This window comes from Actinomadura sp. 6N118, assembly GCF_044326415.1.
Taxonomy (GTDB): Bacteria; Actinomycetota; Actinomycetes; order Streptosporangiales; family Streptosporangiaceae; genus Spirillospora.
This window is the reverse complement of record NZ_JBIRAZ010000004.1, coordinates 274,904-301,716: the sequence shown is the minus strand read 5'-3', so window position 1 is coordinate 301,716 and position 26,813 is coordinate 274,904. Positions and strand designations below refer to the sequence as shown.

The 26,813-nt window shown below is 71.0% G+C and carries 22 protein-coding genes; 11 read left to right on the top strand and 11 right to left on the bottom strand.

Going from position 1 to position 26,813, the window contains the following annotated elements; translation table 11 throughout:
- Window positions 1–54 precede the first annotated feature (54 nt).
- Window positions 55–1,536: a PLP-dependent aminotransferase family protein gene (locus tag ACH34W_RS12185; protein WP_395960906.1), complete on the top strand. Its 1,482-nt coding sequence runs from the start codon at window positions 55–57 to the stop codon at window positions 1,534–1,536.
- A gap of 51 nt (window positions 1,537–1,587) precedes the next feature.
- Here the strand turns inward: ACH34W_RS12185 and ACH34W_RS12180 are convergent, their stop codons facing one another.
- The gene (locus ACH34W_RS12180) at window positions 1,588–2,022 is read right to left on the bottom strand and encodes a CBS domain-containing protein (RefSeq protein ID WP_395961181.1); all 435 of its coding nucleotides are present in this window, start codon (window positions 2,020–2,022) and stop codon (window positions 1,588–1,590) included.
- Window positions 2,023–2,252: 230 nt separating this feature from the next.
- On the opposite strand from ACH34W_RS12180, the gene ACH34W_RS12175 reads away from it, so the two are divergent.
- Window positions 2,253–4,037 (top strand): glycoside hydrolase family 15 protein, encoded by a 1,785-nt coding sequence (locus ACH34W_RS12175; RefSeq protein WP_395960905.1) that lies wholly within the window; start codon window positions 2,253–2,255, stop codon window positions 4,035–4,037.
- A gap of 18 nt (window positions 4,038–4,055) precedes the next feature.
- On the opposite strand, the gene ACH34W_RS12170 is transcribed toward ACH34W_RS12175, so the two are convergent.
- The 4 genes from ACH34W_RS12170 to ACH34W_RS12155 all read right to left on the bottom strand — a co-directional run bounded on the left by ACH34W_RS12170 (window position 4,056) and on the right by ACH34W_RS12155 (window position 9,942).
- A complete protein-coding gene (locus ACH34W_RS12170; protein ID WP_395960904.1) occupies window positions 4,056–5,834 on the bottom strand; it encodes an SDR family oxidoreductase in 1,779 nt (592 codons plus the stop codon).
- Window positions 5,835–6,015: 181 nt separating this feature from the next.
- Window positions 6,016–6,948 (bottom strand): metal-dependent hydrolase, encoded by a 933-nt coding sequence (locus tag ACH34W_RS12165; RefSeq protein WP_395960903.1) that lies wholly within the window; start codon window positions 6,946–6,948, stop codon window positions 6,016–6,018.
- Window positions 6,949–7,183: 235 nt separating this feature from the next.
- A complete protein-coding gene (fdhD, locus tag ACH34W_RS12160; protein ID WP_395960902.1) occupies window positions 7,184–7,996 on the bottom strand; it encodes a formate dehydrogenase accessory sulfurtransferase FdhD in 813 nt (270 codons plus the stop codon).
- Window positions 7,997–8,124: 128 nt separating this feature from the next.
- On the bottom strand, window positions 8,125–9,942 hold the full coding sequence (locus ACH34W_RS12155) for an AMP-dependent synthetase/ligase (RefSeq protein WP_395960901.1): 1,818 nt from the start codon (window positions 9,940–9,942) through the stop codon (window positions 8,125–8,127).
- 226 nt (window positions 9,943–10,168) lie between these two features.
- Between ACH34W_RS12155 and selD the strand changes: the two genes are divergently transcribed.
- Both selD and ACH34W_RS12145 read left to right on the top strand, forming a co-directional pair.
- Window positions 10,169–11,158 carry a selenide, water dikinase SelD gene (gene selD, locus ACH34W_RS12150; protein ID WP_395961180.1) on the top strand — a complete coding sequence of 330 codons (990 nt, stop codon included), beginning with the start codon at window positions 10,169–10,171 and terminating at the stop codon, window positions 11,156–11,158.
- Between the two features lie 125 nt (window positions 11,159–11,283).
- Window positions 11,284–11,556, top strand: a complete 273-nt coding sequence (locus ACH34W_RS12145; RefSeq protein ID WP_395960900.1) for a GlsB/YeaQ/YmgE family stress response membrane protein — start codon at window positions 11,284–11,286, stop codon at window positions 11,554–11,556.
- A 25-nt stretch (window positions 11,557–11,581) separates the two neighbouring features.
- Here the strand turns inward: ACH34W_RS12145 and ACH34W_RS12140 are convergent, their stop codons facing one another.
- On the bottom strand, window positions 11,582–13,480 hold the full coding sequence (locus ACH34W_RS12140) for a propionyl-CoA synthetase (protein ID WP_395960899.1): 1,899 nt from the start codon (window positions 13,478–13,480) through the stop codon (window positions 11,582–11,584).
- A 105-nt stretch (window positions 13,481–13,585) separates the two neighbouring features.
- A complete protein-coding gene (locus ACH34W_RS12135; RefSeq protein WP_395960898.1) occupies window positions 13,586–15,025 on the bottom strand; it encodes an MFS transporter in 1,440 nt (479 codons plus the stop codon).
- Window positions 15,026–15,077: 52 nt separating this feature from the next.
- Between ACH34W_RS12135 and ACH34W_RS12130 the strand changes: the two genes are divergently transcribed.
- The 4 genes from ACH34W_RS12130 (at window position 15,078) to ACH34W_RS12115 (ending at window position 20,103) form a co-directional block, all read left to right on the top strand.
- Entirely contained in the window at window positions 15,078–15,584 is a 507-nt protein-coding gene (locus ACH34W_RS12130) for a MarR family winged helix-turn-helix transcriptional regulator (protein ID WP_395960897.1), read from the top strand.
- Window positions 15,585–15,772: 188 nt separating this feature from the next.
- The gene (gene selA / locus ACH34W_RS12125) at window positions 15,773–17,065 is read left to right on the top strand and encodes an L-seryl-tRNA(Sec) selenium transferase (RefSeq protein ID WP_395960896.1); all 1,293 of its coding nucleotides are present in this window, start codon (window positions 15,773–15,775) and stop codon (window positions 17,063–17,065) included.
- A complete protein-coding gene (selB, locus tag ACH34W_RS12120) occupies window positions 17,065–18,837 on the top strand; it encodes a selenocysteine-specific translation elongation factor (RefSeq protein WP_395960895.1) in 1,773 nt (590 codons plus the stop codon). The genes selA and selB overlap by 1 nt, the downstream gene beginning before the upstream one ends.
- Before the next feature lie 72 nt (window positions 18,838–18,909).
- A complete protein-coding gene (locus tag ACH34W_RS12115) occupies window positions 18,910–20,103 on the top strand; it encodes an RtcB family protein (protein WP_395960894.1) in 1,194 nt (397 codons plus the stop codon).
- Between the two features lie 75 nt (window positions 20,104–20,178).
- On the opposite strand, the gene ACH34W_RS12110 is transcribed toward ACH34W_RS12115, so the two are convergent.
- The 4 genes from ACH34W_RS12110 to ACH34W_RS12095 all read right to left on the bottom strand — a co-directional run bounded on the left by ACH34W_RS12110 (window position 20,179) and on the right by ACH34W_RS12095 (window position 24,637).
- Window positions 20,179–22,611 carry a LamG-like jellyroll fold domain-containing protein gene (locus ACH34W_RS12110; protein ID WP_395960893.1) on the bottom strand — a complete coding sequence of 811 codons (2,433 nt, stop codon included), beginning with the start codon at window positions 22,609–22,611 and terminating at the stop codon, window positions 20,179–20,181.
- 170 nt (window positions 22,612–22,781) lie between these two features.
- On the bottom strand, window positions 22,782–23,513 hold the full coding sequence (locus ACH34W_RS12105; RefSeq protein WP_395960892.1) for a peptidoglycan-binding protein: 732 nt from the start codon (window positions 23,511–23,513) through the stop codon (window positions 22,782–22,784).
- Window positions 23,513–23,686, bottom strand: coding sequence for a hypothetical protein (locus ACH34W_RS12100; protein ID WP_395960891.1), 174 nt, complete (start codon window positions 23,684–23,686; stop codon window positions 23,513–23,515). The genes ACH34W_RS12105 and ACH34W_RS12100 overlap by 1 nt, the downstream gene beginning before the upstream one ends.
- Before the next feature lie 138 nt (window positions 23,687–23,824).
- The gene (locus ACH34W_RS12095) at window positions 23,825–24,637 is read right to left on the bottom strand and encodes a lysophospholipase (protein WP_395960890.1); all 813 of its coding nucleotides are present in this window, start codon (window positions 24,635–24,637) and stop codon (window positions 23,825–23,827) included.
- Between the two features lie 187 nt (window positions 24,638–24,824).
- Between ACH34W_RS12095 and moaA the strand changes: the two genes are divergently transcribed.
- The 3 genes from moaA to ACH34W_RS12080 are packed head-to-tail and all read left to right on the top strand — an operon-like array spanning window position 24,825 to window position 26,809.
- The gene (gene moaA, locus ACH34W_RS12090) at window positions 24,825–25,814 is read left to right on the top strand and encodes a GTP 3',8-cyclase MoaA (protein ID WP_395960889.1); all 990 of its coding nucleotides are present in this window, start codon (window positions 24,825–24,827) and stop codon (window positions 25,812–25,814) included.
- A 58-nt stretch (window positions 25,815–25,872) separates the two neighbouring features.
- The gene (locus ACH34W_RS12085; RefSeq protein WP_395960888.1) at window positions 25,873–26,187 is read left to right on the top strand and encodes a DUF3467 domain-containing protein; all 315 of its coding nucleotides are present in this window, start codon (window positions 25,873–25,875) and stop codon (window positions 26,185–26,187) included.
- Window positions 26,174–26,809: a molybdenum cofactor guanylyltransferase gene (locus tag ACH34W_RS12080; protein WP_395960887.1), complete on the top strand. Its 636-nt coding sequence runs from the start codon at window positions 26,174–26,176 to the stop codon at window positions 26,807–26,809. Before ACH34W_RS12085 ends, ACH34W_RS12080 begins: the two co-directional genes overlap by 14 nt.
- Window positions 26,810–26,813: the final 4 nt, after the last annotated feature.

The window sequence follows — 26,813 nt, the reverse complement described above, 5'->3', positions numbered from 1 at the left end:
GCCTGCCTCAAAGTGGACTGGTAACTAAAGGGCCAATATGGAAAAGTGGTCTGTATGAGTACCCGGTATGTGAGCGGACCCCAGCTGGCCCGCCTGCTCGGTGAGGTGCCGCACGAGCGTCCCTTCTACGCCGCGCTCGCCCACGCGGTGCGCGGGCTCGTCCTCGACGGGCGGCTGGCGCTGCGCACACGGCTGCCCGCCGAACGGGACCTCGCGGCGGCCCTCGGAGTCAGCCGCACCACCGTGACGGCGGCGTACGACCGGCTGCGCGACGAGGGGTTCATCGAGAGCAAGCAGGGCGCCGGCAGCTGGACGGCGCTGCCCCCGACCAACATGGCGGCTCCGTCGACGCGCACGGTGCCCTCGGTGTCGGTGCCCTTCGGCGCCGGGAAGTTCGGCATGGCGCACGCACCGGACGGGCCCGGTTTCATCGACCTCGGCTGCGCGACGCCGGGCGCACCGGAGATCTTCGACGCGGCCGTCGCCGCCGCGGTCGCCGAGCTGGGCCGCTACAGCGCCGGTCCCGGCTACGAACCCGCCGGCCTGGTCGAGCTCCGCGAGGTGCTCGCCGCGATGTACGCGGCGCGGGGCGTGCCGACCCGGCCGGACCAGATCGTCGTCACCACGGGCGCGCAGCACGCCTTCACCGTGCTGACCCAGGTCATGATCGATCCCGGTGACGCCGTCCTGGTCGAGCGGCCGACCTACCCCCACGCCCTCGGGGCGCTGAGGCGGCGCGGAGCGCGGCTGGTGCCGGTGGGCGTCAACGAGGGCTGGGACATGGAGCTGATCGCCGGCAGCATGCGGCAGGGCGCGGTGCGGCTGGCCTACACGATCCCCGACTTCCAGAACCCCACCGGCCGCCTCATGGACGGCGGCGACCGGGCCGCGCTGGTCGACGCCGCGCGGCGCGCCGACGCCTTCGTGATCGCCGACGAGACGTTCGCCGAGCTGGGACACGACCTGGCCGCGCCGCGGATGGCGCCGCTGTCCTCGTACGACACCGGCGGGCGCGTCATCACGATCGGCTCGGCGTCCAAACTGCTGTGGGGCGGGCTGCGCATCGGCTGGATCCGCACCACCGCGCCGCTGGCGCGGCGCCTGGTGTTGTCACGCGAGGCCATGGACATGGCGAGCCCGGTTCTCGACCAGCTCATCGTCCGGGAGTTGCTGCTGCGGCTCGACGAGGTGCGCGCCGAGCGGGCGGCGACACTGCTGCGCAACCGGGACGCGCTGGCCGCGGCGCTGCGCGATCACCTGCCGGACTGGGAGTTCCAGTTGCCCGAGGGCGGCATGTCGTTGTGGGTGCGGCTCGGTGCCCCGGTGGCGACCCTGCTGGCCGAGGTCGCCGGGCGGTACGGCGTGCGCGTGGTGCCCGGCCCGGTCTTCGGCGTCGACGGCGTGCTCGAAGACTGCGTCCGGCTGCCGTACGTGCTGCCGCCGGAGACGTTGCGCGAAGCCGTCGAACGGCTGGCCACCGCCTACGGCGAGGTCGACGCCGCCCCCGTCGCCCGGTCGCTGCCCGCCTACGTCTGACGGCCTACGTCTGACGTCCCGATCGGCCCGTCGGGCCGATCGGGCCGTTGATCAGGGCGCGCGCTGGATGTAGTCGACGAGGTGCTCGCGCTCGCTCTCGAGCTCGTCGATCGCGCTCTTGACCACGTCGCCGATGCTGACCAGCCCGGCCAGCCGGCCGTCGACCACGACGGGGATGTGCCGGATCCGGTGCTCGGTCATCGTCATGCGCAGGTCGTGCACATCGGCGCGCGGCTCGCAGGTGCGCACCTCGGCCGTCATGATCTCCGACACGGGCCGGTCGAGCAGCCGCGCGCCGTGCTCGTGCAGATGGCGCACGACATCACGTTCGGACGCGATGCCCGCGATCGTCTCACCGTCCGGCGAGACCACCGCCGCACCGATGTTGTGTTCGGCCAGGGTGGCCAGCAGCTCCCGGACGGTGGCGTCGGGTCGCACCGTGGCCACCGCGTTCCCTTTTCTCCGCAGGATGTCGCGAATGCGCATGTTCAGCACTCCGGCGTCGGTTCGGTCGGCTTTCGCGGGCCCCGCCGCGGTCTTCTTACCTGCCAAGGTCCCATGTTCCGCCGCCCGCCGGAACCCCACCGCGGCAAACGGTTCGCTCCGGCGGCACGTGATCGTCCCCGGCCGGGGCATGCGGAGAGTCGATCACGGGTAGGCCTGACCTGCTGGTCTCGTGGTGAACTCAAGGGGCCGTGCATCCAAGGAGACGCAACGTGCCGGGACGTATCGAAGACTACGCCCTGATCGGCGACTGCCAGAGTGCCGCGCTGGTCTGCGACGACGGGTCCATCGACTGGATGTGCCTGCCGCGCTTCGACTCGGGGGCCTGTTTCGCCGCGTTGCTCGGCGCCGAGGAGAACGGCCGCTGGCAGCTCGCGCCCGCCGGCGCCGGACGGGCCACCCGCCGCCGCTACCGGCGCGACACGCTGATCCTGGAGACCGAGTGGGAGACCGCGGACGGCGCCGTCCGGGTCATCGACTTCATGCCGCACCGCGGTGAGGCGCCCGACGTCGTGCGGATCGTGGAGGGGCTCTCGGGCGAGGTCGGCATGATGATGGACCTGCGGCTGCGGTTCGACTACGGCCACCGCGTGCCCTGGATGCACCAGTCCTGCGGCCAGCTCGCCGGGATCGCCGGTCCGGACTCGATCTGGCTGCGAAGCCCGATCAAGGTGGCGGGCCACGATTTCACGCACACCGCGGAGTTCACCGTGCGTGCGGGGGAGCGGATCCCGTTCGTGCTCACCTGGCATCCGTCCCACCTTCCGGCGCCCAGGCCGGTCGACGCCCTGCACGCGCTGGAGGAGACCGAGGAGGAGTGGAACACGTGGGTCGGCAAGTTCTCCTACGAGGGCACCTACCGTGACGCCGTCATCCGCTCTCTGATCACGCTCAAGGCGCTCACCTACGCGCCCACCGGCGGCATCGTCGCGGCGCCCACCACGTCACTCCCGGAGACGATCGGCGGCATCCGCAACTGGGACTACCGGTTCTGCTGGCTGCGTGACGCGGCCATGACACTGGACGCGCTCCTGCGCAGCGGCTGCACCCTGGAGGCGGACGCCTGGCGGCAGTGGCTGCTGCGGGCCGTCGCCGGCGCCCCCGAGGACGTCCAGATCATGTACGGGGTGGCGGGGGAGCGGAGGCTCCCCGAGTGGGAGGTCGGATGGCTCGGCGGGTATGAGGACTCGCGGCCCGTACGGGTGGGCAACGCCGCCGCGGCCCAGCTCCAGATGGACGTCCCGGGCGAGGTGATCAGCACGCTCTACCTCGCGCGCAAGGCGGGCCTGCCGCCGGCGCCGGAGATCGCTGCGATGAAGGACTCGCTGCTCGCGTACGTGGAGGCGCGATGGGAGGAGCCCGACGAGGGGCTCTGGGAGATCAGGGGTGACCGGCGCCACTTCGTGCATTCCAAGATGATGTGCTGGGTCGCGTTCGACCGCGCCATCAAGCTCTCGGAGGAGTTCGGGCGACCCGGGCCGGTCGATCACTGGCGCCGGCTGCGCGACCGTATCCACCGGGACGTGTGCGCCAAGGGCTTCGATCCCGTCCGCGGTACGTTCACCCAGTCGTACGGCTCCAAGGAGGTCGACGCCGCCCTGCTTCTGATGCCCCAGCTGGGCTTTCTCCCGGCGGACGATCCGCGCGTGGTCGGAACGATCGAGGCCGTCCAGCGGGAGCTCGCGCCCGACGGGTTCGTCCGGCGGTACCCGACCCGGGAGGGCGAGTCGTCCGATGGCCTGACGGGCGAGGAGGGCGCGTTCCTGGCGTGCTCGTTCTGGCTCGCCGACGGCCTGCGGCTCATCGGCCGCGAGGACGAGGCGCGGCAGCTCTTCGAGCGGCTGCTGTCGCTCCGCAACGACGTGGGCCTGCTGGCGGAGGAGTACGACCCCAGGACCGGCCGCCTGGTGGGCAACTTCCCGCAGGCGTTCAGCCATGTGCCGCTGATCCACACCGCCCACGAGCTTGACGGCCACCGCGTCCCGTGGTGGACCTGACCTGCCAGGGCAACCCAGCTAGCCGACGTCGAAGCGGGCGAGCAGACGCATCACTCGCGGCGAGAAACGGGACGTGAGATAGCTCAGCCGGGCCTCCGGGGTGACGGGAGCGACGGCGCGGTTCTTCTGCACCGCCGCCACGATCTCCTTGGCGACGCCCTCCGGGCCGAAGTTGCGCAAGGCGTAGGCGCGTGCCGCCCGTTCCTGGCTCTTGCTCTCCTCCTCTTCTGACCGGCCGACGAACCGCGACGTACGCGTGATGTTGGTGTTGACGACGCCCGGGCAGATGGCGCTGACTCCGATGCCCTTGCCCGCCAGTTCGGCGCGCAGGCACTCGGAGAGCATGAGCACCGCCGCCTTGCTGGTGGCGTACGCGGGGAGCGCGCGCGAGGGGGTGAACGCCGCGGCGGAGGCGGTGTTGACGATGTGCCCGCCTTGGCCCTGCTCCACCATCTGCGCGCCGAACAGCCGCGAGCCGTGGATGACACCCCACAGATTGACGTCCAGGACCCGCCGCCAGTCCTCCGCCGAGTGGTCGAGGAACCCGCCCGCCATGCCGACCCCGGCGTTGTTGACCACCACCTCGGGCACGCCGTGCTCGTGCAGCACCGACTTGGCGAAGTCCTCCATCGCGACCGGGTCCGAGACGTCGATCTGGAAGGCGTGCGCGCCGCGGCCGAGCAGCCCGGCGAGCTCGGCGGTGTGCTGCGCGGTGGCCAGATCGAGGTCCGCGGCCACCACCTCGGCGCCCTTGTCGGCGAACGCCAGCGCGGTCGCGCGGCCGATGCCGCTGCCCGCGCCGGTGACGACGACCAGCGACCCATCGAACGGGCGCCGCTCGCGGCTCACCTGGGCCCGGCGCAGCGCGCGTGACTCGGCCGCGGTGAGCGGGCCGCCCGACACCGCGGTGATGTGCTCGGTGATCCACCGGGCGACGACCTCGGGGTGGCTGCGCGGCACCCAGTGCCCCGCCGCGATCGTGCGGAGCGACAGGTTGGGCACGCGGTCTTGCAGGCCGCCCACCAGGTGCGGCGAGACGAACAGGTCCTTGGTCGGCACGATCACCTGCGTCGGCACCGCAGTGCGGCGGTCGCGCGGCTTGCGGAGCCGCTGGAGCAGGTTGGCCCGGTAGAGGCCGACGCCGGCGGCCCCGTCGCGGGCGAACGTGCGCGCCGGGTGCCCCTCGCGCGGCTTGACGCCCTCGCCGATCTCCAGGGCGCGGGTGAACGGCTTGGTCAGCCCGGCCCGCCACATCACCTCGGGCACGACCGGGGTCTGGAAGAAGTAGATGTACCAGGACCGCACGCTCTGTCCCGCCGCGTGCTTGAGGTTGCGCGGTGTGGGCCGGCTGAGCTTGCCGCGCATCCAGTGCCCCACGTGGTCCAAGCAGGGACCGGACATCGAGGTGAACGAGGCGAACCGCTCGGGCATCGTGCAGACGGCCTCCCACGCCTGGAGGGAGCCCCAGTCGTGACCGACGAGGTGCACGGGCCGGTCCGGGCACGTGGCGTCCAGCACCGCACGCATGTCGGCCATCAGGTAGTCGAACGTGTAGCGCTTGCGGCCGAACGGGCGTGACGAGGCGCCCGCACCCCGCACGTCGTAGCGGACCACGTGATAGCGCGCCGCCAGACGGTCGGTCACCTCGTCCCAGACGGCGTGGGTGTCGGGGTAGCCGTGCATCAGGAGCACGGTCGGCCGGGAGCGGTCGCCCTGCTCGAAGACGGCGAGGTCGACTCCGTCACCGCGGACCCGTCGCGCCGTCTTGTGCGGGCTCGTCTTGTGCGGCGTGCTCATGCGGTCTCCCCTACGTGCGACCCAGCGCTATTGGACACATCGTTAATTAACCGCTGTTCCGCAACCTCGGTCAAGGCGAGACGGTGTGGCACCCATCACCCAAGCCGAAGCCCCGGCCGGGCGTTGGCCCGGCCGGGGCTTCTGAAGCGCCTGTCCCGCACGTGGCGGGGAGGGATCTGGATCAGTACGGGTCGTAGCCCCCCGCTTGGGCTGCTGGCGACTTCAGGAGGTATTCGAGCGCCTGCGGGGTGGAGCAAATCTGCGACGGGTGGTGCGACGGCTTGAGGTAGACGGGCGCTTCGCCGAGCAGCAGCTTGAGGATCCCCGGCATGTGGCCCTTGCGCACGGCCTTGCGGTACGAGCGGTAGACACGCGGGAACGTCACCTTGCGCTTGATGGTGGGGTCCTGCTTCAGCAGGTAGATCCCGCCGCCCATCACGGCCCACGTGAGGAAGAACAGGGAGACCGCCCAGGCGGCCACGCGCATCGGGTATTTGCCGCCCATCTGCTGGAAGACGTCGAACACGACGGAGCGGTGCTCGACCTCCTCCGCGCCGTGCCAGCGCAGCAGGTCCAGCATCGTCGGGTCCACGCCGGCCTCGTCCAGCCGGTCGTTGTCCATGATCCACTGGCCGAGCACGGCGGTGTAGTGCTCGATGGCGGCGACGGCGGCCAGCTCGAACTGGAGGCGCAGCCGCCACAGGCGCGGCGACCTCTCCTTGAGCGCCGCCATCTGGGCCGGGCGGTCGGCGTTGCCCTGGGCCGCGGGTTCAGTGATCTTGGAGACGTCGATCCCGTTGACTTCCAGAAGCTGGGTCAGCACACCTTGGTGGGATCGTGCGTGCACCATCTCCTGGCCGATGAATCCTTTGATCTCCGAGAGGAGTTTCTCGTCCTTGATGTGCGGCATCGCATCTTTGACGCACTGGATGAACCACTTCTCGCCTTCAGGCAGGACGATGTGGAAGGAATTGATCATGTGCGTCGCGACCGGGTCGCCGGGGATCCAGTGCAGGGGCGTCTTCTCCCAGTCGAACGAGACGCGTCTGGGCTGGATACGGGGGTGGCGCTCGTCGATCTCGACCATCGATCCCGCTTCGGGAGGCCCTGCCATTTCCGCTCCTCATACCGGCGCGCCTGGTCACTGGAGCAGTACACGAGCACCGAATCGACGAATTCATGATCGTCTTTCGGCGTCCCGGCGAGGAAATCGCCGAATGGACTGCTGGCACGCCAGTGAACTAGTGGGACCGCTGCGCTTTCTTGCCTTCGGGCCCACAAGTTACCGGCCGGTCTTCATCGGCGGATGACAAAAACGCCCGTTCACCGTGAATGATCGCGCGTGATGATCAGACGGTCACGCGCTGCGCACCCGTGTAGACGTTCATGGTCTCGCCGCGCAGGAAGCCGATCAGGGTCATCCCGGCGTCCTCGGCCAGCTCGACCGCGAGCGAGGACGGCGCCGAAACGGCCGCCAGCACGGGGATCCCGGCCAGCATCGCCTTCTGCGTGAGCTCGAACGACGCGCGGCCGCTCACCATGAGGATCCGGCCGGTCAGCGGGAGGAGACCCGCGCGCAGCGCCCAGCCCACGACCTTGTCGACCGCGTTGTGCCGCCCCACGTCCTCCCGGACGGCCAGGAGGCCGCCCGCCGGGTCAAAGAGCCCGGCCGCGTGCAGGCCGCCGGTGCGGTCGAACACCTGCTGCGACTCGCGCAGCCGGTCCGGCAGCCCGGCGAGGACCTTGGGGGTGAGCTCCACGTCGTCGGCCGCGACGTCGTACGGGCGGTCCGCGCGCAGCGCCTCGATGCTGGCCTTGCCGCAGACCCCGCACGCGCTCGTCGTGGTGAAGGCACGTTCCAGCAGCGTGTCCGGCGGCCTGACACCTGCCGCGAGGACCACGTCGAGAGTGTTCTGCTCATGGGTGTCGGCGCAGTAGCGCATGCCCGCGAGGTCGGCCGCCCCGGCGATGACCCCCTCGGCCGCCAGGAACCCCGCCACAAGATCGAAATCATCGCCCGGTGTCCGCATCGTGATGGTCAGTGGCCGGCCGCCGACCCGGATCTCGAGTGGCTCCTCCACCGCCAGCGTGTCGGGCCGCTGCCCGCGCACCCCGGCGGTGCTCAGCCGCAGCACCGGCTTGCGCACCGTGATCCGCCCCATGTCGTGACCGTACTCCCGATGTGCCCCCGGGGCGAAGGGCGGCCCGTGCCTTGCCGTCCAGATCGAGCAGCTCGGCGCCGCCGGGCACCGTCATCCGCGCCGGTCGACGTGACCCCACCGTACGCCGCTCACCTGTAGAGATCCTCGATGGCGTCCCCGTACTTGCCGTGGACGACGCGGCGCTTGAGCTTGAGGGTCGGCGTCAGCTCCTCGCTCTCGGCGGTCCACTCGGCGGGCAGCAGCCGCCACTTCTTGACCTGCTGGACGCGGGCCAGGCGGGCGTTGGCGTCCTCGACCGCCTGGGCGACCTCCGCCACGACCAGCGGGTGCTCGGCGAGGGCCGCCAGATCGGCGGTGTCGGCGCCGTGCGCCGCCGCCCAGACGGGCGCGACCTCGCCGTCCAGGGTCACCAGCGCGACCACGTAGGGCCGCCGGTCGCCGTACGCGAGCGCCTGGCCGACCAGCGGATGTTCCTTGAGCATGTTCTCGATCATCGACGGGGCGATGTTCTCGCCGCCCGCGGTGATGATGAGCTCCTTCTTGCGGTCGACGACCGTGAGGAAGCCGTCCTCGTCCAGCACACCGAGATCGCCGGTGTGCACCCAGCCGTCCTGGTCGAGCAGCTCCGCGGTCGCCTCGGGCCGGCCGAGGTAGCCAGGTGTGCAGGTGGCGCCGCGCACGAGGATCTCGCCGTCCTCGGCCAGCCGCAGTTCCACGCCGTCGAACGCGCGGCCGACCGTGCCGAGCTTGAACGAGTCGCTGAGGTTGGCCGTGACGGCCCCGGTCGTCTCGGTCATGCCGTACGCGTCGAAGATCTTGAGACCCAGCCCGGCGAAGAACCGCGCGACCTCCTCCGGCAGCGGCGCGGCGGCGCTGGAGGCCTGGCCCACCCGGTCGAGGCCGAGCAGCGCGCGCATCGGGGTGAGCACGGCGGCGTCGGTACGTTCGAACGCGGCGGCCAGCTCCGGCGGGGTGGTGTTGCCGTACTCCAGGCTGGTCACGTATCGGCGGCCGACGTCCAGCGCACCGTGGACCGCGGCCTTCTTCGCCTCGTCCTGCTCGCCCGCCAGCACCGCCTGGACACCCGCCATGATCTTCTCCCAGACCCGGGGCACGCCGAAGAACGAGTGTGGCCGGACCTCGCGGAGCACGGTGGTGAGCTGTGCCGGGTCCGGGCAGAAGTACACGTGCGAGGCGCGGGTGACCGGCAGGTAGTAGCTGAGCACCCGGTCGGCGATGTGCGCGAACGGCAGGTAGGAGATGCCGACGCTCCGTTCGGGCAGGACCGAGCTGCGCTCCACCATGGCGCACTCGTGCAACGCCATCGAGTGCGTGATGATCACACCCTTGGGGTCGCCGGTCGTGCCCGAGGTGTAGAGCAGCGTCGCGGTGCCGGACGGCGTGACCGCCTGCCAGCGGCGGTCGACGGCGGCGGGGTCGGCCGCCAGGCGCTCACGGCCGAGTTCGCTGAACGCCTGCCAGGTCATGAACCTCTCGCCGGGCGGGCACGCCGCCGCGTCCACCACGATGACCTTGCGCAGCGCGGGCAGCTCGTCCAGGACCGGCAGCCACCGGCCGAGCTGGTCCTGCCCGTCCAGGACGGCGTACGTGGCCGAGCAGTCGCGTGCGACGAAGCCGATCTGATCGGGTGCCAGGGTCGCGTAGACGGTCGACGGCACGCCTCCCGCGTGCATCGCCCCCAGATCGGCAAGGATGTGCTCGGACCGGTTGGGCATCATCAGCGCCACCACGTCGCCGGGTTCCAGGCCCAGTGCGGCGAATCCGGCGGCCGTCTCCAGCGCCCGCCGCCGCGTCTCGCCCCAGCTCAGCGTCCGCCATCCGGCGCCGTCGCGATCGGAGTAGGCGGCCAGGTCGCCGTGCTCTCGCGCGGTGGCGGCCAGCCTCGTGCAGATCGTCTGTCCGTCGGGGATTCCGGCCTCGTCCATATGCGCGCCCTTCGCGGAAGTAACTGGTTACTTGCAGGGCAGAATCGCATCATGCCGAACGGGGTTCGGGCAAGGGTTCATGGTTTTCGGGGAAGGGTCTGTGAGGCGGTGCGAACGGGCCGCCCTGCTGGTCGCGGCCGGATGTGGTCCGTGTGTAGCCGGACCGGCACCGTCCGCTCCTTGATCATTTAGGTGGATGGTGGGATAGGTTCCCGCTGTGGACTCCGTGCCGGCCGGCCTTCGCCTGACCCAGTACGCCCGCGGCGGGGGATGTGCCTGCAAGATCCCCCCGGGAGAGCTCGAGGAGGCCGTCGCCGGGCTCTCCGGAGCGGCCGTTCCGGACGCGCTCCTGATGGGCGCCGCGGACGGGGACGACGCCGCCGTGCTCCGGATCGAGGGGGACCGCGCGGTCGTCTCCACCGCCGACTTCTTCACCCCGGTGGTCGACGACGCCTACGACTGGGGCCGGATCGCGGCGGCCAACGCGCTCTCGGACGTCTACGCGGTGGGCGGCGAGCCCATCATGGCGATCAACCTCCTGGGCTGGCCGCGGGACGCGCTGCCGTGGGCGGTGGCCAAGGAGGTGCTGCGCGGTGGCCGTGACGTCGCGGCCCTGGCGGGCTGCCCGATCGCGGGCGGCCACAGCATCGACGACCCGGAGCCCAAGTACGGCCTTGCCGTCACCGGGATCGCCGACCCCGGCCGCCTGCTCCGGCTGGACGCGGGACGCCCGGGGACCCCGCTGTCGCTGACCAAACCGCTCGGCATCGGCGTGCTGAACGCCCGCCACAAGGCCACCGGAGAGGTGTTCGGCCAGGCCGTCGAGGTCATGACCACGCTGAACGCGGTGGCGGGCCGGCTCGCCCTTGAACGCGGTATCCGCTGCGCCACCGACGTCACCGGCTTCGGCCTTCTCGGGCACCTCTACAAGCTGGCGCGCGCGAGCGGTGTCACGGCCGTGGTGAACGCGGCCGCCGTGCCCTACCTGGACGGTGCCCGCGACGCGGTGCGCGACGGCTTCATCCCGGGAGGCTCGCGGCGCAACCTCGCCTGGGTCGCGCCGCACACCGACTTCGGCCGGATCGCCGAGGCCGAACGGCTGCTGCTGGCCGACGCGCAGACCTCCGGCGGCCTCCTGGTCGCGGGTGAGATCCCCGGCGCCCCCGTGGTGGGCGAGCTGGTCGGGCGAGGCAGGCACACCCTCGTAGTGCGCTAGGCCGGCCTGGGCGCTGGTCCGGTCCTGATGCGCCCCGTTCGTGTCAATGATCCTGACCTTGGGTATTCACCCGGTGGCGCTCCGCTGTCGGGTGGAGCGGAGACCATACGACCGAGGGAGCGGAAATGACCATCGGGGGGATTATCACCGCCCTTGTCTTCGGGGCCATCATCGGTGCCATCGGGCGACTGATCGTGCCGGGCAAGCAGAGCATGCCCGTCTGGCTCACCGTCGCCGTCGGCATCATCGCCGCGTTCGCCGGGACGGGCCTCGCGCACCTGTTCGACCTGAAGACCTCCGGATGGAACTTCTGGGAGACGCTCTTCCAGATCGGCTTCGCGGTGGTCGGCGTCTACCTGGTGGCTGCGTTCTGGCCCAGGAAGTCCGCGAACTACTGAATTCGGCGGACTTCTGAATCTCGGACTACTGGGGAAGCCGGCCGGTCGGTGGCCGCAGGACGGGCCGGAGCTCGTCGAGCACGGCCGGGTCCTCGATCGTCGAGGGCACCGTCACGTCGTGGCCGTCGGCGATGCCGCGCATCGCGCCGCGAAGGATCTTGCCCGAGCGGGTCTTGGGCAGGGCCGGCACGACCGAGATCTCCTTGAACGCGGCGACCGGTCCGACCTGCTCGCGGACCATCGCCACCAGCTCGCCGCGGAGGGTCGCCCGGTCCACGTCGGCGCCGCTCTTGAGCACGACCAGGCCGCAGGGCACCTGGCCCTTGAGCTCGTCCTGGACGCCGATCACGGCGCATTCGGCCACCGCCGGGTGTGCCGCGATGACTTCTTCCATCGTGCCGGTGGACAGCCGGTGCCCCGCCACGTTGATGACGTCGTCGGTGCGGCCCATGACCCAGACGTAGCCGTCCGCGTCGACGCGTCCGCCGTCGCCGGTGAGGTAGTGCCCGGGATGGCGGGTGAGGTAGGACTCGACGAAGCGCTCATCGTCCTGCCACAACGTGGAGAGGGTGCCCGGCGGCAGGGGCAGCCGGACCACGATGTCGCCGTCGGTGCCGGGGGTGGCGCTGGTGCCGTCCGGCGCCAGCACCCGCACGTCGTACCCGGGCACCGCCACGGTGGGGGAGCCGGGCTTCACCGGCATCGGCTCCAGGCCCCGCAGGTTCGCCACGATGGGCCAGCCGGTCTCGGTCTGCCACCAGTGGTCGATGACCGGCTTGTCCAGCACCCGTGCCGCCCAGTGGTAGGTGTCGGGGTCCAGCCGCTCTCCGGCCAGGAAGAGGGTGTCCATGGCCGACAGGTCGTACCCGGCGAGCAACGCCCCGTCCGGGTCCTCCTTCTTGACGGCCCGGATGGCGGTGGGGGCGGTGAAGAGCGCCTTGACCCGGTGCTGCGAGGCGACCCGCCAGAAGGCCCCGGCGTCCGGTGTGCCGACGGGCTTGCCCTCGTACAGGACGGTCGTGCACCCGGTGAGCAGCGGCGCGTACACGATGTAGGAGTGGCCGACGACCCAGCCGACGTCGGAGGCCGCCCAGAACACATCACCTGGACCGACGCCGTAGATGTTCTCCATCGACCAGCGCAGCGCCACGGCGTGCCCGCCGTTGTCACGGACCACGCCCTTGGGGCGGCCGGTGGTGCCCGACGTGTAGAGGATGTAGAGCGGGTCGGTGGCGGCGACCGGGACGCAGTCCGCGGGCACCGCCCGCGCGACCGCCTCGTCCCAGTCGATGTCGCGTGGCCGGGCCAGATCGGCGTGCAGTTGCGGACGCTGCCGGACGACGCACCGGTCGACCTTGTGGGTGGCCAGCTCCAGCGCCTTGTCCAGCAGCGGCTTGTACGCGATGATCCGGCCGCCCTCGATGCCGCAGGACGCCGAAACGACGACCTTGGGCCGCGCATGGTCGATCCGTACCGCCAGCTCCTTGGCCGCGAACCCGCCGAACACCACCGAGTGCACCGCGCCCAGCCGGGCGCAGGCGAGCATGGCGATGACCGCCTCCGGGATCATCGGCAGGTAGATGACCACCCGGTCGCCGCGGTCGACGCCGAGCTCGCGCAGGGCGCCGGCGAACCGCGCCACCAGCTCGGTCAGCTGGCGGTAGGTGTAGGTCGCGACGGTGCCGGTGACCGGGCTGTCGTAGATCAGCGCGGCCTGGTCGCCGCGGCCGTCCTCCACATGCCGGTCCAGCGCGTTGTCGCACGTGTTGAGCTCACCGCCGGTGAACCAGCGGTAGAACGGCGGCGCCCCGTCGTCGAGCACCCGGTCCGGCGGCACGAGCCACCGGACGTCGCGCGCGGCGAGCCCCCAGAACCGGGTGGGGTCGGCGATGCTGCGTTCGTACGCGGCCGCGTAGGCGCCCATGTCAACCTCCGGTTCAGGTGCCCTGCTTCCCTGTTCCACAGAGTCCTGCGCCCCAATTGCCCATTCGGGGCGTCCCCCTATTGGGTCGGTCCGGAGGCCGGTTAGTCAAGAGGTCCGAGGTCCGTGGCGGAGACCGTGCACCACGGCGACCGCGGCGGCCAGGGCCGCGCCGGCGGCGACGATGAAGAAGCACAACTCGTAGGCGCCGAGCGTCGGCACGGACGTGCCGGCGATCGTGCGGCCGCTGAGGACCGCCGCCGTCACGGCGCCCGCGATGCTGCCGCCGGTCGTGCGGACCAGCGAGTTGATCCCGCTCGCGATGCCGCTCTGGTCCATCGGCACATGCTGGACGGCGAGCGTGCCGAGCGCCGCGTACGCGATGCCGAACCCGACACCCTGCAGTGCGCTGAAGGCGAGCATGTCGTAGCCGTGCGCGTTCGACACCGCCAGCCACAGGTAGCTCAGCCCGGCGAAGAACGAGCCGATGGCCAGCGTGAAGGCGGGGCCCACGCGGGCCGCGACGCGCCCGGCCAGCGAGGAGAAGATCAGCATCGTGACGGTGCTCGGCAGCATGTAGAGGCCGACGTCCAGGACCGAGCCGCTGAGGCCGTATCCGACCTCGTCCTTGGGGGACTGGACGAAGTTGGAGATCAGCGTGAACGCGGCGAACATCGAGAAACCGAGCAGGACCGAGGCGATGTTGGCCGACAGCGACTTGGGCCCGATGAGCAGGCCAAGCCGGACGAGCGGCTCGCGCACGCGGAGCTCGACCAGCACCCACAGCGCGCACAGGATCGCCGAGCCCGCGAACAGGCCCAGCACCCCGGCCGACGACCATCCCCAGCTGTTGCCCACGCTGATGGCCATCAGCAGGCAGACCAGCCACCCCGCCAGCACCGCCGCGCCGAGCAGGTCGGGCCGCCCGCCGGTGCGCCCGCCGACGTCCGGCGCGCTGAACGCGATCAGCACCAGGCCGGCGGCGGCCAGGCCGGCCGCGATCCAGAACATCGGATGGTGGCCGGTCACGTGGTCGGCGACGAGGCCGGTGACGATCATCCCGATCGTGCCGCCCACGCCCATGGTGGCGCTGACGATCCCGATCGCGGTGGTCACGCGCTCCGGCGGGAAGGTGTCCCGGATCATCCCGATGGCCAGCGGGATCATCGCCGCCGAGGTGCCCTGGAGCGCCCGTCCCGCGATGAGGACGCCGAGCGAGCCCGACAGCGCGCAGATGACCGAGCCCGCCACCAGCAGGCCCATCGTCACGAGGATCATCTTCTTCTTGCCGTACATGTCACCGAAGCGCGACAGCAGCGGCGTGGCCACCGCCCCGGCGAGCAGGGAGGCGGTGAACACCCACGTCACCGACGTGACCGAGGCATCGAACTGGGTCATGAGGCGGGGCAGCAGCGGGATCACCAGGGTCTGCTGTACCGAGACGACAGCCCCGGCCGTGGCGAGCGCGAGGAGGGTGAGCCCGGCATGCGCGGTCTGGCCGGAGGGTCCGGTGTGCACGGAGACCTCGGTGGGGGGAGCGGACGACATGATCGCGATTGTACTTACTTAAGTTAAGTAAATAGACAGTAGGCTTGATCACATGCCCTCACGCCAGGCGCGGGACGACGTTCCCGCAGACATCGCGGAGATCGAGCGGGCCCTCACCCGCATCTCCCATCTGCTCACCCGCGCCAAGCAGCACGACCGGACCGTCGCCGCCGCCGGCGTGCCGGTCGACCGCGCCGCGGTGCCGCTGCTGCGCCTGCTCGCGGACGCGGACGGGCCCATGCGCCCGGGCGAGCTGGCGGCCCGCCTGGCCGTCGAGGCGCCGCACGTCACCCGCCAGCTGCAACGCCTGGAGAAGGCCGGCTACGTGGAACGGGTACCCGACCCCGATGACCGGCGTGCCCAGCGGATCCGCCTCCGCGATTCGGGCCGCGACGCCGTCGAGTGCCTGCGCGCCGTCGGCCGGCGCTGGATGGACGAGGCGCTGTCGGAGTGGTCAGGGGAGGATCGCCGCCTGCTCGCCACGCTGGTGCACCGGATGGTGGACGACTTCGTGGCGCACGCTGCCGAACGAGACCACTTCGGCATAGTGCCGAAGTAGGGCGAACAAAAAGTAGTGCGAATCTGTAACCGTCCTCCAGCCCCCACCCGCCACCATCAATGGACAAGCTCCGCTTGGTAGCCCTTCCGGCGCGTACTGTGACACTTTTCGCGCTTCGGGCGCTGATCTCAGAGTGTGAGCACGATCGGCTTTCACCGGAGGCCCCGGCGTCCATAAGGTGGCTTGGCGTGGACCCACGGAGACAGGTTCCCCGTACCGACGCCGTCATGGCCGACCCCCGGCTGGCGCACGCAGCCGAGCGGCTCGGCCGGGCGATCGTGAAGTGCGCGGTCGGTGCGGCCCAGCAGCGGGTCCGCAACGGCGAGATCCCGCCCGCCGCGGTCGCCGAGGCCGCGCTGGCGGAGCTGCCCGAGCACGCGACCACGCTGCGGCCCGTCATCAACGCCACCGGTGTCCTGCTGCACACCAACCTCGGCCGGGCGCCGCTCTCCGACGCGGCCCGCACCGCGCTCACCGCTGCCGCCGGCTGCGCCGACGTCGAGTACGACCTGGCCACTGGTCGGCGTGGCCCGCGCGGCGGCGGCACATTGGCGGCCCTCCGGGAGGCGTGCCCAGCCGCTGAGGCCGTCCAGATCGTGAACAACAACGCCGCCGCGCTCGTCCTCGCGGCCACCGCGCTCGCGGCGGGCCGCGAGATCATCATCAGCCGCGGCGAGATGGTCGAGATCGGCGACGGGTTCCGCCTGCCCGACCTGCTGGAGACGACCGGTGCCCGGCTCCGCGAGGTCGGCACCACCAACCGCACGACGGCCGGCGACTACGCCGCCGCGATCGGGCCCGGCACCGGCTTCATCCTCAAGGTCCACCCGTCGAACTTCCGGATCGAGGGCTTCACCGCGTCGGCCCCGGTCGACGCCCTGGCCGCCTTCGACGTCCCCCTGGTCGTCGACATCGGCTCCGGCCTCCTCGCGCCGGATCCGGCGCTGCCAGACGAGCCCGACGCGACCACCGTGCTCAACGCCGGTGCCGACCTGGTCACCGCCAGCGCTGACAAGCTGCTCGGCGGCCCCCAAGGCGGGCTGATCCTCGGCAAACGCGACCGCGTCGAGCAGCTTCGCCGCCATCCCCTCTACCGCGCACTCCGCGTCGACAAGCTCACGCTCGCCGCGCTCGAAGCCACCCTTCGCGGGCCCCGCCCTCCCGTGGACCGCATGCTCCACACCCCGGTACGGGATCTGCGCGCCCGCGCCGAAGTCCTCGCCAAGGACATGGCCGCCCAAGGCATCGACGCCCTCGCAGTCGACACGACCGCCGCGGTCGGCGGCGGGGGTGCGCCCGGCGTGGACCTGCCCAGTGCCGCGATCTCGCTCCCCGCCACCTATGAATCCCCGCTCCGTGCCCGGAGGGTCATCGGCCGTATCGAGAACGGCCGGCTCCTGCTCGACCTTCGTTCCACCGGCCCCGCCGACGACGGCCCCCTCCAGGTCGCCGTCCTCGCGTCCAAGGAAGCAGAGGTCTGATGCAGGTCGTCGCCACCGCCGGCCATGTCGACCACGGCAAGTCGACCCTCGTCCGCGCGCTCACCGGCATGGAGCCCGACCGGCTCGCCGAGGAACGCCGCCGCGGCCTGACCCTGGACCTGGGCTTCGCGTGGACGACCCTCCCCTCCGGGGAGCAACTCGCCTTCGTCGACGTCCCGGGCCACGAGAAGTTCGTCACCACCATGCTCGCCGGAGTCGGCCCCGTCCCGGCCGTCCTCCTGGCGGTGGCCGCCGACGAGGGGTGGATGCCGCAAACAGAAGAGCACCTGGCGGCCATCGACGCCCTTGGAGTCAGCCACGGCGTCCTCGTCATCACCCGTTCAGACGTGGCGGACCCCAAGCTCGCACTGCGCCAAGCCCGCGAGCGCCTGGCCAAAACGACCCTGCGGGCCTGCGAGGCGGTCACCGTCAGCGCCACCACCGGCGCCGGACTGCCCGAGCTGACCGCCGCGCTCGACCGCCTCGCGGCCCGCCTCCCGGTGCCCGACCCCGAGGCGCCCGTACGGCTCTGGATCGACCGGGCGTTCACTATCGCCGGCAGCGGCACCGTCGTCACCGGCACGCTCGCCGCAGGCACCATCACCGTGGGCGACGAACTCCTCCTCATGCCCGCCGGTGAACGCGTCCGCGTCCGCGCACTGGAATCAGCCAAGGAACCGCAAGAAACCGTCAGCGGCGTCGCTCGCGTCGCCCTCAACCTCCGCGGCGTCGACCGCGACCGCATCGAGCGCGGAATGGCCCTGGTCACTCCAGGCAAGTGGACGTTCACGACCTGCATCGACGTGCGCGTCTCCTCCGACGAACCCTCCGGCCGGCTCGCCCGCCAGATGATCCTGCACCTCGGCTCGTCCGCGACGCCCGTCCGCCTGCGCCCCCTCGGCCCCGACACCGCACGCCTCACCCTGAACGCCCGCCTGCCCCTCCACGTCGGCGACGTCGCCCTCCTCCGCGACCCCGGCCGCCGCGCCGTCGCTGGGGTGGGCATCCTGGACGTCCGCCCACCCACCCTCGTCCGCCGCGGCGCGGGGGCGGCGCGCGCCCGTGAGCTCGCATCATGGCCCAACCGCCCTGGCGGCAAGCTCGTGTTGCGCCGCCGCGGTGTCCTGCGCCGTGACGACCTCAGCATCATGGGCTGCACCCCGCCCCCGGACGCCGTCCCGCTCGGCACAGAGTGGCTGGCGGACCCGGCGTACTGGGAGGAGCTCCACCACAAACTCACGGACGAGCTGGCTGAGCACGCAGCCGCCCACCCTCTGGCCCCGGGCATCCCCGTCGAAGCCCTCCGCCTCCGCTTGGGCCTCCCCTCCCGCCAGCTGGTCGCCTCGCTGGTCCGTCCGCCCCTCCGCCTGACCGAAGGCCGCGTCTACGGCCCCGACACGGGCCTCCCGCCCCAGGCCGCCGACGCCGTCAAACGCCTGACCGCCGATCTGGGCACGTCTCCGTTCGGCGCCCCGACAGCCGACCGCCTCACTGACCTGGGCCTCACCTCGCACGTCATCGCGGCGGCCGAACGAACAGGCGCCATCCTCCGCCTCCCCGACGGCATCGTCCTCCTCCCGGGCGCCGACGACGAGGCCCTCAGAATCCTCAAGACCCTCCCGCAGCCCTTCACCGTCAGCCAGGCCCGCCAAGCCCTCAACACCACCCGCCGCGTGGCCATGGCCCTCCTCCACCACCTGGACTCCCGCGGCCTGACCCACCGAACCGGCGAGACCCGCAGCGTCCCCCAGCCCGAGGACGAGGGAAAATGAGTTGAACCGGATCGGTGATCTCTGGCGTCATAGATCACGGTTCGGATCCCTCACAACGGAGAGGAGCAGGTGATGCCGTACCAGACGCTCAAGGGCGGCCGTGTTCCAATCCGCCTCTGGACCGACCCGGCCACCGTTGAGGACCAGGCGCTCGACCAGCTCAAGAACGTGTCGGGCCTTCCCTGGATCGAAGGCCTCGCGGTCATGCCTGACGTGCACTACGGCAAGGGTGCGACCGTCGGGTCCGTCATCGCGATGCGGGACGCGGTCTCGCCGGCCGCGGTCGGCGTCGACATCGGCTGCGGCATGACCGCGGTCAAGTCGAGCCTCACGGTCGACGACATGCCCGATGACCTCGCGGGCCTGCGCAGCCGCCTCGAAAAGGCGATCCCGGTCGGCCGCTACTCCCACAAGGAGCCGGTGGACCCGTCCGCACTCCCTGGCCTCAAGGAACGCGGCTGGTACGACTTCTGGAAGGACTTCGACGACCTTCACCCCGGAGTCCGCGGCCGTTTTGGTCGAGCCCGTGCGCAAATGGGCAGCCTTGGCGGCGGCAACCACTTCCTTGAGCTTTGTGCGGATGATTCGGGCGAGATCTGGCTCGTTCTGCATTCCGGGTCGCGGAACATCGGCAAGGAGCTCGCGGAACAGCACGTCGAGGCCGCCCAGAAGCTTCCGCACAACCAGGACCTGCCGGACAAGGACCTCGCGGTCTTCCTGACCGGCACGCGAAAGATGGACGAGTACCGCCGGGACCTGTTCTGGGCGCAGGAGTACGCGCGGCGCAACCGCGCGGTCATGATCGCACTCGCGCAGAACGTGATCACGCGCCGCTTCGGCGAGAAGCACTGCCGGTGGGGCGAGGTCATCTCCTGCCACCACAACTACGTGGCGGAGGAGGTCTACGACGGCGTCGAGCTGCTCGTGACCCGCAAGGGCGCGATCCGCGCGGGCAAGGGAGACCTCGGGATCATCCCGGGTTCGATGGCGACCGGTACCTACATCGTGCGCGGCCTGGGCAACGAGGATTCGTTCAACTCCGCGTCCCACGGCGCGGGCCGCAAGATGAGCCGTAACAAGGCGCGCAAGTCGTTCACCGTCGAGGACCTGGTCGAGCAGACCAAGGGCGTCGAGTGCCGCAAGGACGGCGGCGTGCTCGACGAGATCCCGGGTGCCTACAAGGACCTGGAAACGGTGATCGAGGCGCAGTCCGACCTCGTCGAGGTCGTCGCGCACCTGCGCCAGCTCATCTGCATTAAGGGCTGACGAGCCAGGGCCCTGAGACCGGGAAGTCCGTACACGGACTGACCGGCTCAGGGCCTTTGTATTCGCGCTGGCTACTTATCTGGCGGACTTGGAGAGGGTCTCTACTTCGGTGGGGGAGAGGGCTCGGTCGTAGAGGCGGATCTCGTCCAGGGCGCCCGGCCAGAAGTCGACCTGGTTCCCGCCGTACAGGGCGCGGCCGATCACAGTGTGGCCGGTGGACGGGTCGCCCAGGCAGGCGGCGGCCGTGGCGGCCTTCTGGCCGTCCACGTAGAGGGTGAGCGTGCCGTTGGCGGCGTCACGGACGCCGGTCAGGTGGTACCAGCGGCCGGGGTCGGGAGCGGTGGGCGCCAAGGCGCGGAGACCGGCGAAGCTGAACGCGAAGCGGTTGTCGGCTCCTGAGTATTGGAGGAAGAACGCGCTGTTGGTGCCGCCGTCCTGACTCACGGCGGTGGCGAACGAGCCCAGGCGGTCCAGCTTCACCCATGCGGCGGCGGTGTAGCTGCCGGTGGTGTCGAGGATGGCCGCGCCTGTGTCGGCGTACTGGTTCGTGGCATTGAACTGCAGGGCCGAGCCGGAGTGGCCGGTGGTCCAGGTTGGACCGTTGATGAGGGTGGCGTCGTGGTCGCCGGCTGCGTCCTCGGTCGTTGAGCCGGTGCCTTCGTTGAACGGGTAGACGCTGACGGCGTTCGGGCTGCCGGGCGGGAGGGGTGGGATCTCGCCGCCTGTGGACGTGATGAGTTTCCGGTTGGCCGTGCGGACGGCGGCAGCGTCCATCTTGAGGACTCTGCGGTCGTAGGTGTAGAGGCCGTTGAGCTCGTTCTCGACGTCGCTGATCTGCGTGTAGACCGAGCCGGATACGGCGCAGCGCTGCTTGATCGTCAGCATGCGGTCTTGGAGTTCGGTGAAGCGGCGGGTGAGGGTGGCCGAGTCGGGTGTCATCTCGTACGCGAAGCCGCGTTCGGGGTCGTACATGTGCCCGTCGACGCGCAGGCCCAGGCCGCCGTACTCGCCGTCGACGACCGCGCGTTCGGTGGAGGGGGCGGGAGCGCCGGGGCCGACGTAGGTGTGGTTGTCGTAGATGTCGCCCTCGCCGCCGTCGGGCAGCGAGTCGCAGCAGTTGACGCCGCTGTTGGCGTTGACCAGGCGGCTGGGGTCCCACGACTTGACGGCGTCGGCGATGCGGCGGGGCTCGTATTCACCCCAGCCTTCGTTGAACGGCACCCACATGACGATCGAGGGGTGATTGCGCAGCTGGTCGACCATCGCGCGCATCTCGGTCTCGTACTGCGTTTTGACGGCGGGGGGCGGATCGTGCCCGGCGAACGTGGCGGGCATGTCCTGCCAGACCAGCAGGCCGAGCCGATCGGCCCAGTAGTACCAGCGGTCGGGCTCGATCTTGATGTGCTTGCGCACCATGTTGAATCCGAGCCGCTTGTGCGCGTCGAGGTCGAAGCGCAGGGCGGCGTCGGTCGGGGCGGTGTGGAGGCCGTCGGGCCAGAAGCCCTGATCGAGCGTGCCGACGTGCATCACGGGCTTGCCGTTGAGCAGCATTCGGACCTTGCCGTCGGCTCCCGGGCCCTTGGCGATCGAACGCATCCCGAAGTACGACCCGGTCTCGTCGACGACGCGGGCGCCGTCGCGGAGCCGGACGCGCAGCGTGTAGAGGTACGGGTCGTCGGGCGTCCAGAGCCGGGCTCGGGGAACGGGCACACGCAGCTCAGCACCGGGAGCGCCGGAGACGCGGCCCACCTCGCGGTGTCCGGCGTAGGCGACCGCTTCGACCGAACTGCCGCCCGTGGCGCGGGCGGTGAGGCGGAGAGTGCCGGACGCCAGGTCGGGCGTTGTTTCCAGGCGCTGGACGTGTGCGGGGGCGACCGGCTCCATCCAGACCGTCTGCCAGATGCCGGACGAGGGGGTGTAGAAGATGCCGTCGCCGGGTTTGCGCTGCTTGCCCACTGCCTGGGAGGCGATGTCGGTGGTGTCGGTGACGCCGACGATGAGCTCCTGCGGACCGGTGCCGCGCAGCGCGCCGGTGATGTCGGCGCTGAACGCGTCGTAGCCGCCGGTGTGGGTGGCGACGCGCGTTCCGTTCACGTAGACGGTGCTCTGATAGTCGACGGCCTGGAAGTGCAGGAGCAGGCGGTCGCCGCGCCAGGACGGTGGCACGGTGAACGTGCGGCGGTACCACATGTGGTCGACGTGCCGCCGGATGCCGGACAGCAGGGATTCGACCGGGTAGGGGACGAGGACGCGTTCGCCGAGCTTGGTGCCGATGGGCGGCGCCTGGCCGGGAGTCGCCTCGGCGAACTGCCATGTCCCGTTGAGGTTGCGCCAGCGGTCGCGGGTGAGCTGGGGACGGGGATAGTCGGGGAGCGCGTTGGAAGGGGATACCTGGTCGGTCCACGGGGTGGTCAGCTGGGTCGGGGCTGCGGCGGCGTGCGCGGTGGGGGCGAGCGCCGCCGCGATCAGGGCCGCGAGGCCGGCGGTCGCCAGGTGTGGTCTGTGCACTGGGTGGGCTCCCTCCCGATCGGGATCGAGCCTCATGATGAGCGCCTCTGATCGGCGACGCCATCGCCGATCTGACCGGCACCGAGGCCGGTGCCGGTGTCGGTGCCGGTCAGATCGTTGACGGCGTTCTCCCGAGGGCTGTAATCAGGCCTTCGGCGGCGCCGACCGCTTCACTTGTGCACGCGCAGGAGGACCGGCCACGTGGACGGGCCGACGACGCCGTCGTCCAGCACGCCACCCCAGCGCTGGACGGCGCGGACGGCCTTCTCCGTCGACGCGCCGAACTCTCCGTCGATCTTCACTTCGGTGTGGCTGCGCGCGTGCAGGAGGCCCTGGAGCGACTGGACGTCCTCGCCCTTGGCGCCGCGCTTGAGGGTGGGGAGCTTCTTCACCATGGTCTCCGTCCAGTTGGGGGCTGTGCCGCCTGACGAGGGGCTGTAGGCGGGGCGGCCGTATCCGGCGATCGATGAGGCGGAACGGACGCGGCGTTTGCAGGCGTCGCTGGTGTTGCCTTCGATGGTCTGGACGCGTCCGCCGCCGAGGACCTTCTCGACGATGCCGACGTGGTCGATCGCGCCGACGCTGTTGGAGGAGCCCCAGTCGAAGAAGACGATGTCGCCCGGCTTGGCCTTGTCGATGTTGGCGGCCGTGCCGGTGTACCAGCGCTTGATCTTCTGGAAGTCCTGCGCGTGCCAGACCGTGTACGCGCGGTCTCCGGCGGGGAGCACCGCCTTGGCGTTGCCGGAGCGGCGGGCCCATTCGGTCACCGCGATGTCGCACCAGGCGGCGCGGAGGAAGCCGTCGCCGTGGCGGGAGGCGTATGCGCGGGTGAGGGTGTTCGGCCGGCCCGAGGTGCCCAGCCATTTGCGGGCCTCGGCGATCATCGCGGTGGCCGTGCCCATCAGGCGTCCTCCCCGTCGCCGCGGAAGACGCCGTCGGCGTCCGGCTCCCCGTAGAGATCCCGGAGCACCTGCTCCTCGTCGGGCTCGGTCGCCCGGTGAACGTCGGGGTGGACGTCCACGAGGTCCATGTAGTCGACTTCCGTGACCCTGGCGGACTTGTTCGCTTCGTTCATCGTCGCTCCCGGTGGATGCTCGCGATATGGCGGGCAAATCAACACGAAGGGTGACAGTAACCGTACAAAGGATCTTCTGTCCCGTGTTTCGCCATGCCCGGAGCTATCCGAAATATCCGGAATGCAACTGCCGCGGGCCTACCGGACGGGCAGGGCGCGGTCGAGGAAGGCGGTCACCTCGGTGAGGATCTCGGCCTTGTTGGTCTCGTTGAAGACCTCGTGCCGGGCCCCGAAGAAGATCCGCTCGGTGAGGTCGGTGCCGCGGATCTGCTCGATGCCCGTACGGGTGCCGTCGAGGGGAACGAGCTGGTCGTCCGCGCCGTGGACCCAGAGAGTGGGCAGATCGCCCAGCGAGCCGTGCTCGCCGATCTGCCGGATGCACGCGTCGAGGGCCAGCAGGGTCGGGCGCTTGAACGGGCCATGCCAGACGAGCGGGTCCTCGTTGTAGGCCTTGCCGACCCCCGGGTCGCGGGACAGGGTATCCGGGTCGATGGGGACGTCGGGGATCTCGTCGAAGCCGAGGAGGGCGCTGAGGGCGTCCCAGCGGCCGAGCACCGGGCCTGAGAGCACCAGGGCGGTCAGGTCGCGCACGTGGAGCTGGGCGTAGCGAGCGGCGATCATGCCGCCCATGGAGTGGCCGATCATGACCACGGGCAGGTCCGGGTGGTCGGCGCGGGCCGATTCCACGACCGTGTGGAGGTCGGCCACGAGGTCGGCGAAGTCCTCGATCAGGACCGGCTCGCCGGCGGATCGGCCGTGGCCCAGGTGATCCGGGCCGCAGACCACGGCGCCATGCCGGACCAGGGTCTCGGCGACGTGCTCGTAGCGACCGAGGTGCTCGCCATATCCGTGGACGAGAACCGCTATGTAGCGGGGGTTCTCACGGTGCCAGGCATGGGCGGTGATCGCGCCGCGGACCCCAGCGAACTCCCACAGTCGTGCCGTAGCCACGTGCGCCTCCCGCGTCCAGTGCAGTGATCGCTTGTACGATCCGCCAAGGGACGGAGCCGTTGGCGTGGCCGATCCCGTCTCCTGGGATGCGACGGATCGTCAACTACCCGAATAGGCTGGGGCAATCCACCTACTTCGCTGGCGGTCCGGTGGCGGACCGCCGCAGTCAGCAGGAAAGGGGCGCCCGTTGCTGGTCGACACCTTCGGTCGTACCGCGACCGATCTGCGGGTCTCCCTCACGGACCGGTGCAATCTCCGGTGCACCTACTGCATGCCGCCTGAGGGGCTGGACTGGCTGCCCAAACCCGAACTGCTCACCGACGACGAGGTGGTGCGCCTGGTCCGGCTGGGCGTGGAGGAGCTCGGCATCACCGAGGTCCGCTACACGGGCGGGGAGCCTCTGCTGCGCCGTGGGATCGCCGACATCGTGCGGCGGACGGCCGAGTTGACGCCGCAGCCGCAGGTCTCGCTGACCACCAACGGGATCGGCCTGGACCGGCTGGCCGCGCCGCTGGCGGACGCGGGCCTGGACCGGGTGAACGTCTCGCTGGACACGCTGGACCGCGAGGTCTTCAAGCGGCTGGCGCACCGGGACCGCCTCGACGACGTGCTCAAGGGACTCGCGGCGGCCGTCGGCGCCGGGCTGGCCCCGGTGAAGATCAACGCCGTGCTGATGCGCGGAATCAACGATCACGAGGCGGTGCCGCTGCTGCGCTTCTGCCTGGAGCACGGTTACCGGCTGCGGTTCATCGAGCAGATGCCGCTGGACGCCCAGCACGGCTGGACCCGCGACAACATGATCACCGCGGACGAGATCCTGGCGCTGCTGGGCGAGGCGTTCGAGCTGACCCCCGAGCTGCCGGAGGAGCGCGGCAGCGCCCCCGCTGAGTCGTTCCACGTCGACGGCGGTCCGGCGACGGTCGGCGTCATCGGCTCGGTCACCCGGCCGTTCTGCGGTGCCTGCGACCGCGTCCGGCTCACCGCGGACGGGCAGATCCGCAACTGCCTGTTCGCCACCGAGGAGTCCAATCTGCGCGACGCGATGCGGGCGGGCGCCTCCGACGACGAGCTCGCCGACCGCTGGCGCAAGTCGGTCTGGGCCAAGCGCGCGGGTCACGGCATCGACGACCCGTCGTTCCTTCAGCCCGCCCGCCCCATGTCGGCGATCGGCGGGTGACTCCGCGGGTGCCGTCGCCGTTGCCGTCGCCGCCCGTTCCACATGGGACGATGGCCCCGTGACGGACCAGCCACTGGAACATCGCGTCGAGATCGCCGTACCACCGGAGAACGAAGTCGGCGCCTACGCTGGGTTCGCCTCGGTGTGGCGCACACAGGACTGTTTCGTGCTGGACTTCGCGACCGAGACACGGCCGCCCGAGGTCTCGGAGGACCCGGCGTCCGGAGAGCGGTTCGTGCATGTGCCGGCCCGGGTCGTGGCGCGGGTACGGGTCCCGCCGGGCCAGATCTGGGAGCTGATGAAGGCCCTCGAACAGAACCTCAGCGCGTACGAGCGCGAGACCGGCGGCACCCGGGGCAATGGCGAGGGCTGAGGACGTCGCCGCGGTGCCGTTCGACACGGTGCCTTTCGACGCTGGGCCGTTCGATGCGGTGGTGCTCGCGGGTGGGCGGGCGCGTCGGATGGGCGGCGGCGACAAGCCTGGCGAGCGGGTCGGCGGGCGGGCACTGATCACCCGCGTCGCGGACGCGGCCGGGGCGGCCCGGCGGCTGGTGATCGTGGGCCCGCCGCGCCCGGAGCCCGCGCGTGCCGTGTTCGTGCGGGAGGAGCCGCCAGGGGCCGGACCGGTGCCGGCCTTGCGGGCGGGCCTTGCCGAGGTCTCCGCGCCGTGGGTGGCGCTGCTCGCGGGTGATCTCCCGTTCCTGCGCCGGGACGATGTGGCGTCGTTGCTGGCGGCCGCGCGGGACGCGGACGCGGGCGGAGCCGTGCTGCTGGACGACGGCGGGCGCGAGCAGTGGCTCGCGGGGTGCTGGCGGACCGAGGGGCTGCGCAGGGCGCTAGCCGCCTATGAAGGGGCCTCGCTGCGCGGCCTGCTGGGGCCGCTCGATCCCGTCAAAGTGACCGTCCGGGCGGGGGAGCGACCGCCCTGGTACGACTGCGACACCCCCGGCGAGCTTGAACACGCCGACCGCCTTGCCCGTCCCGGTGGCCCCTGATCGT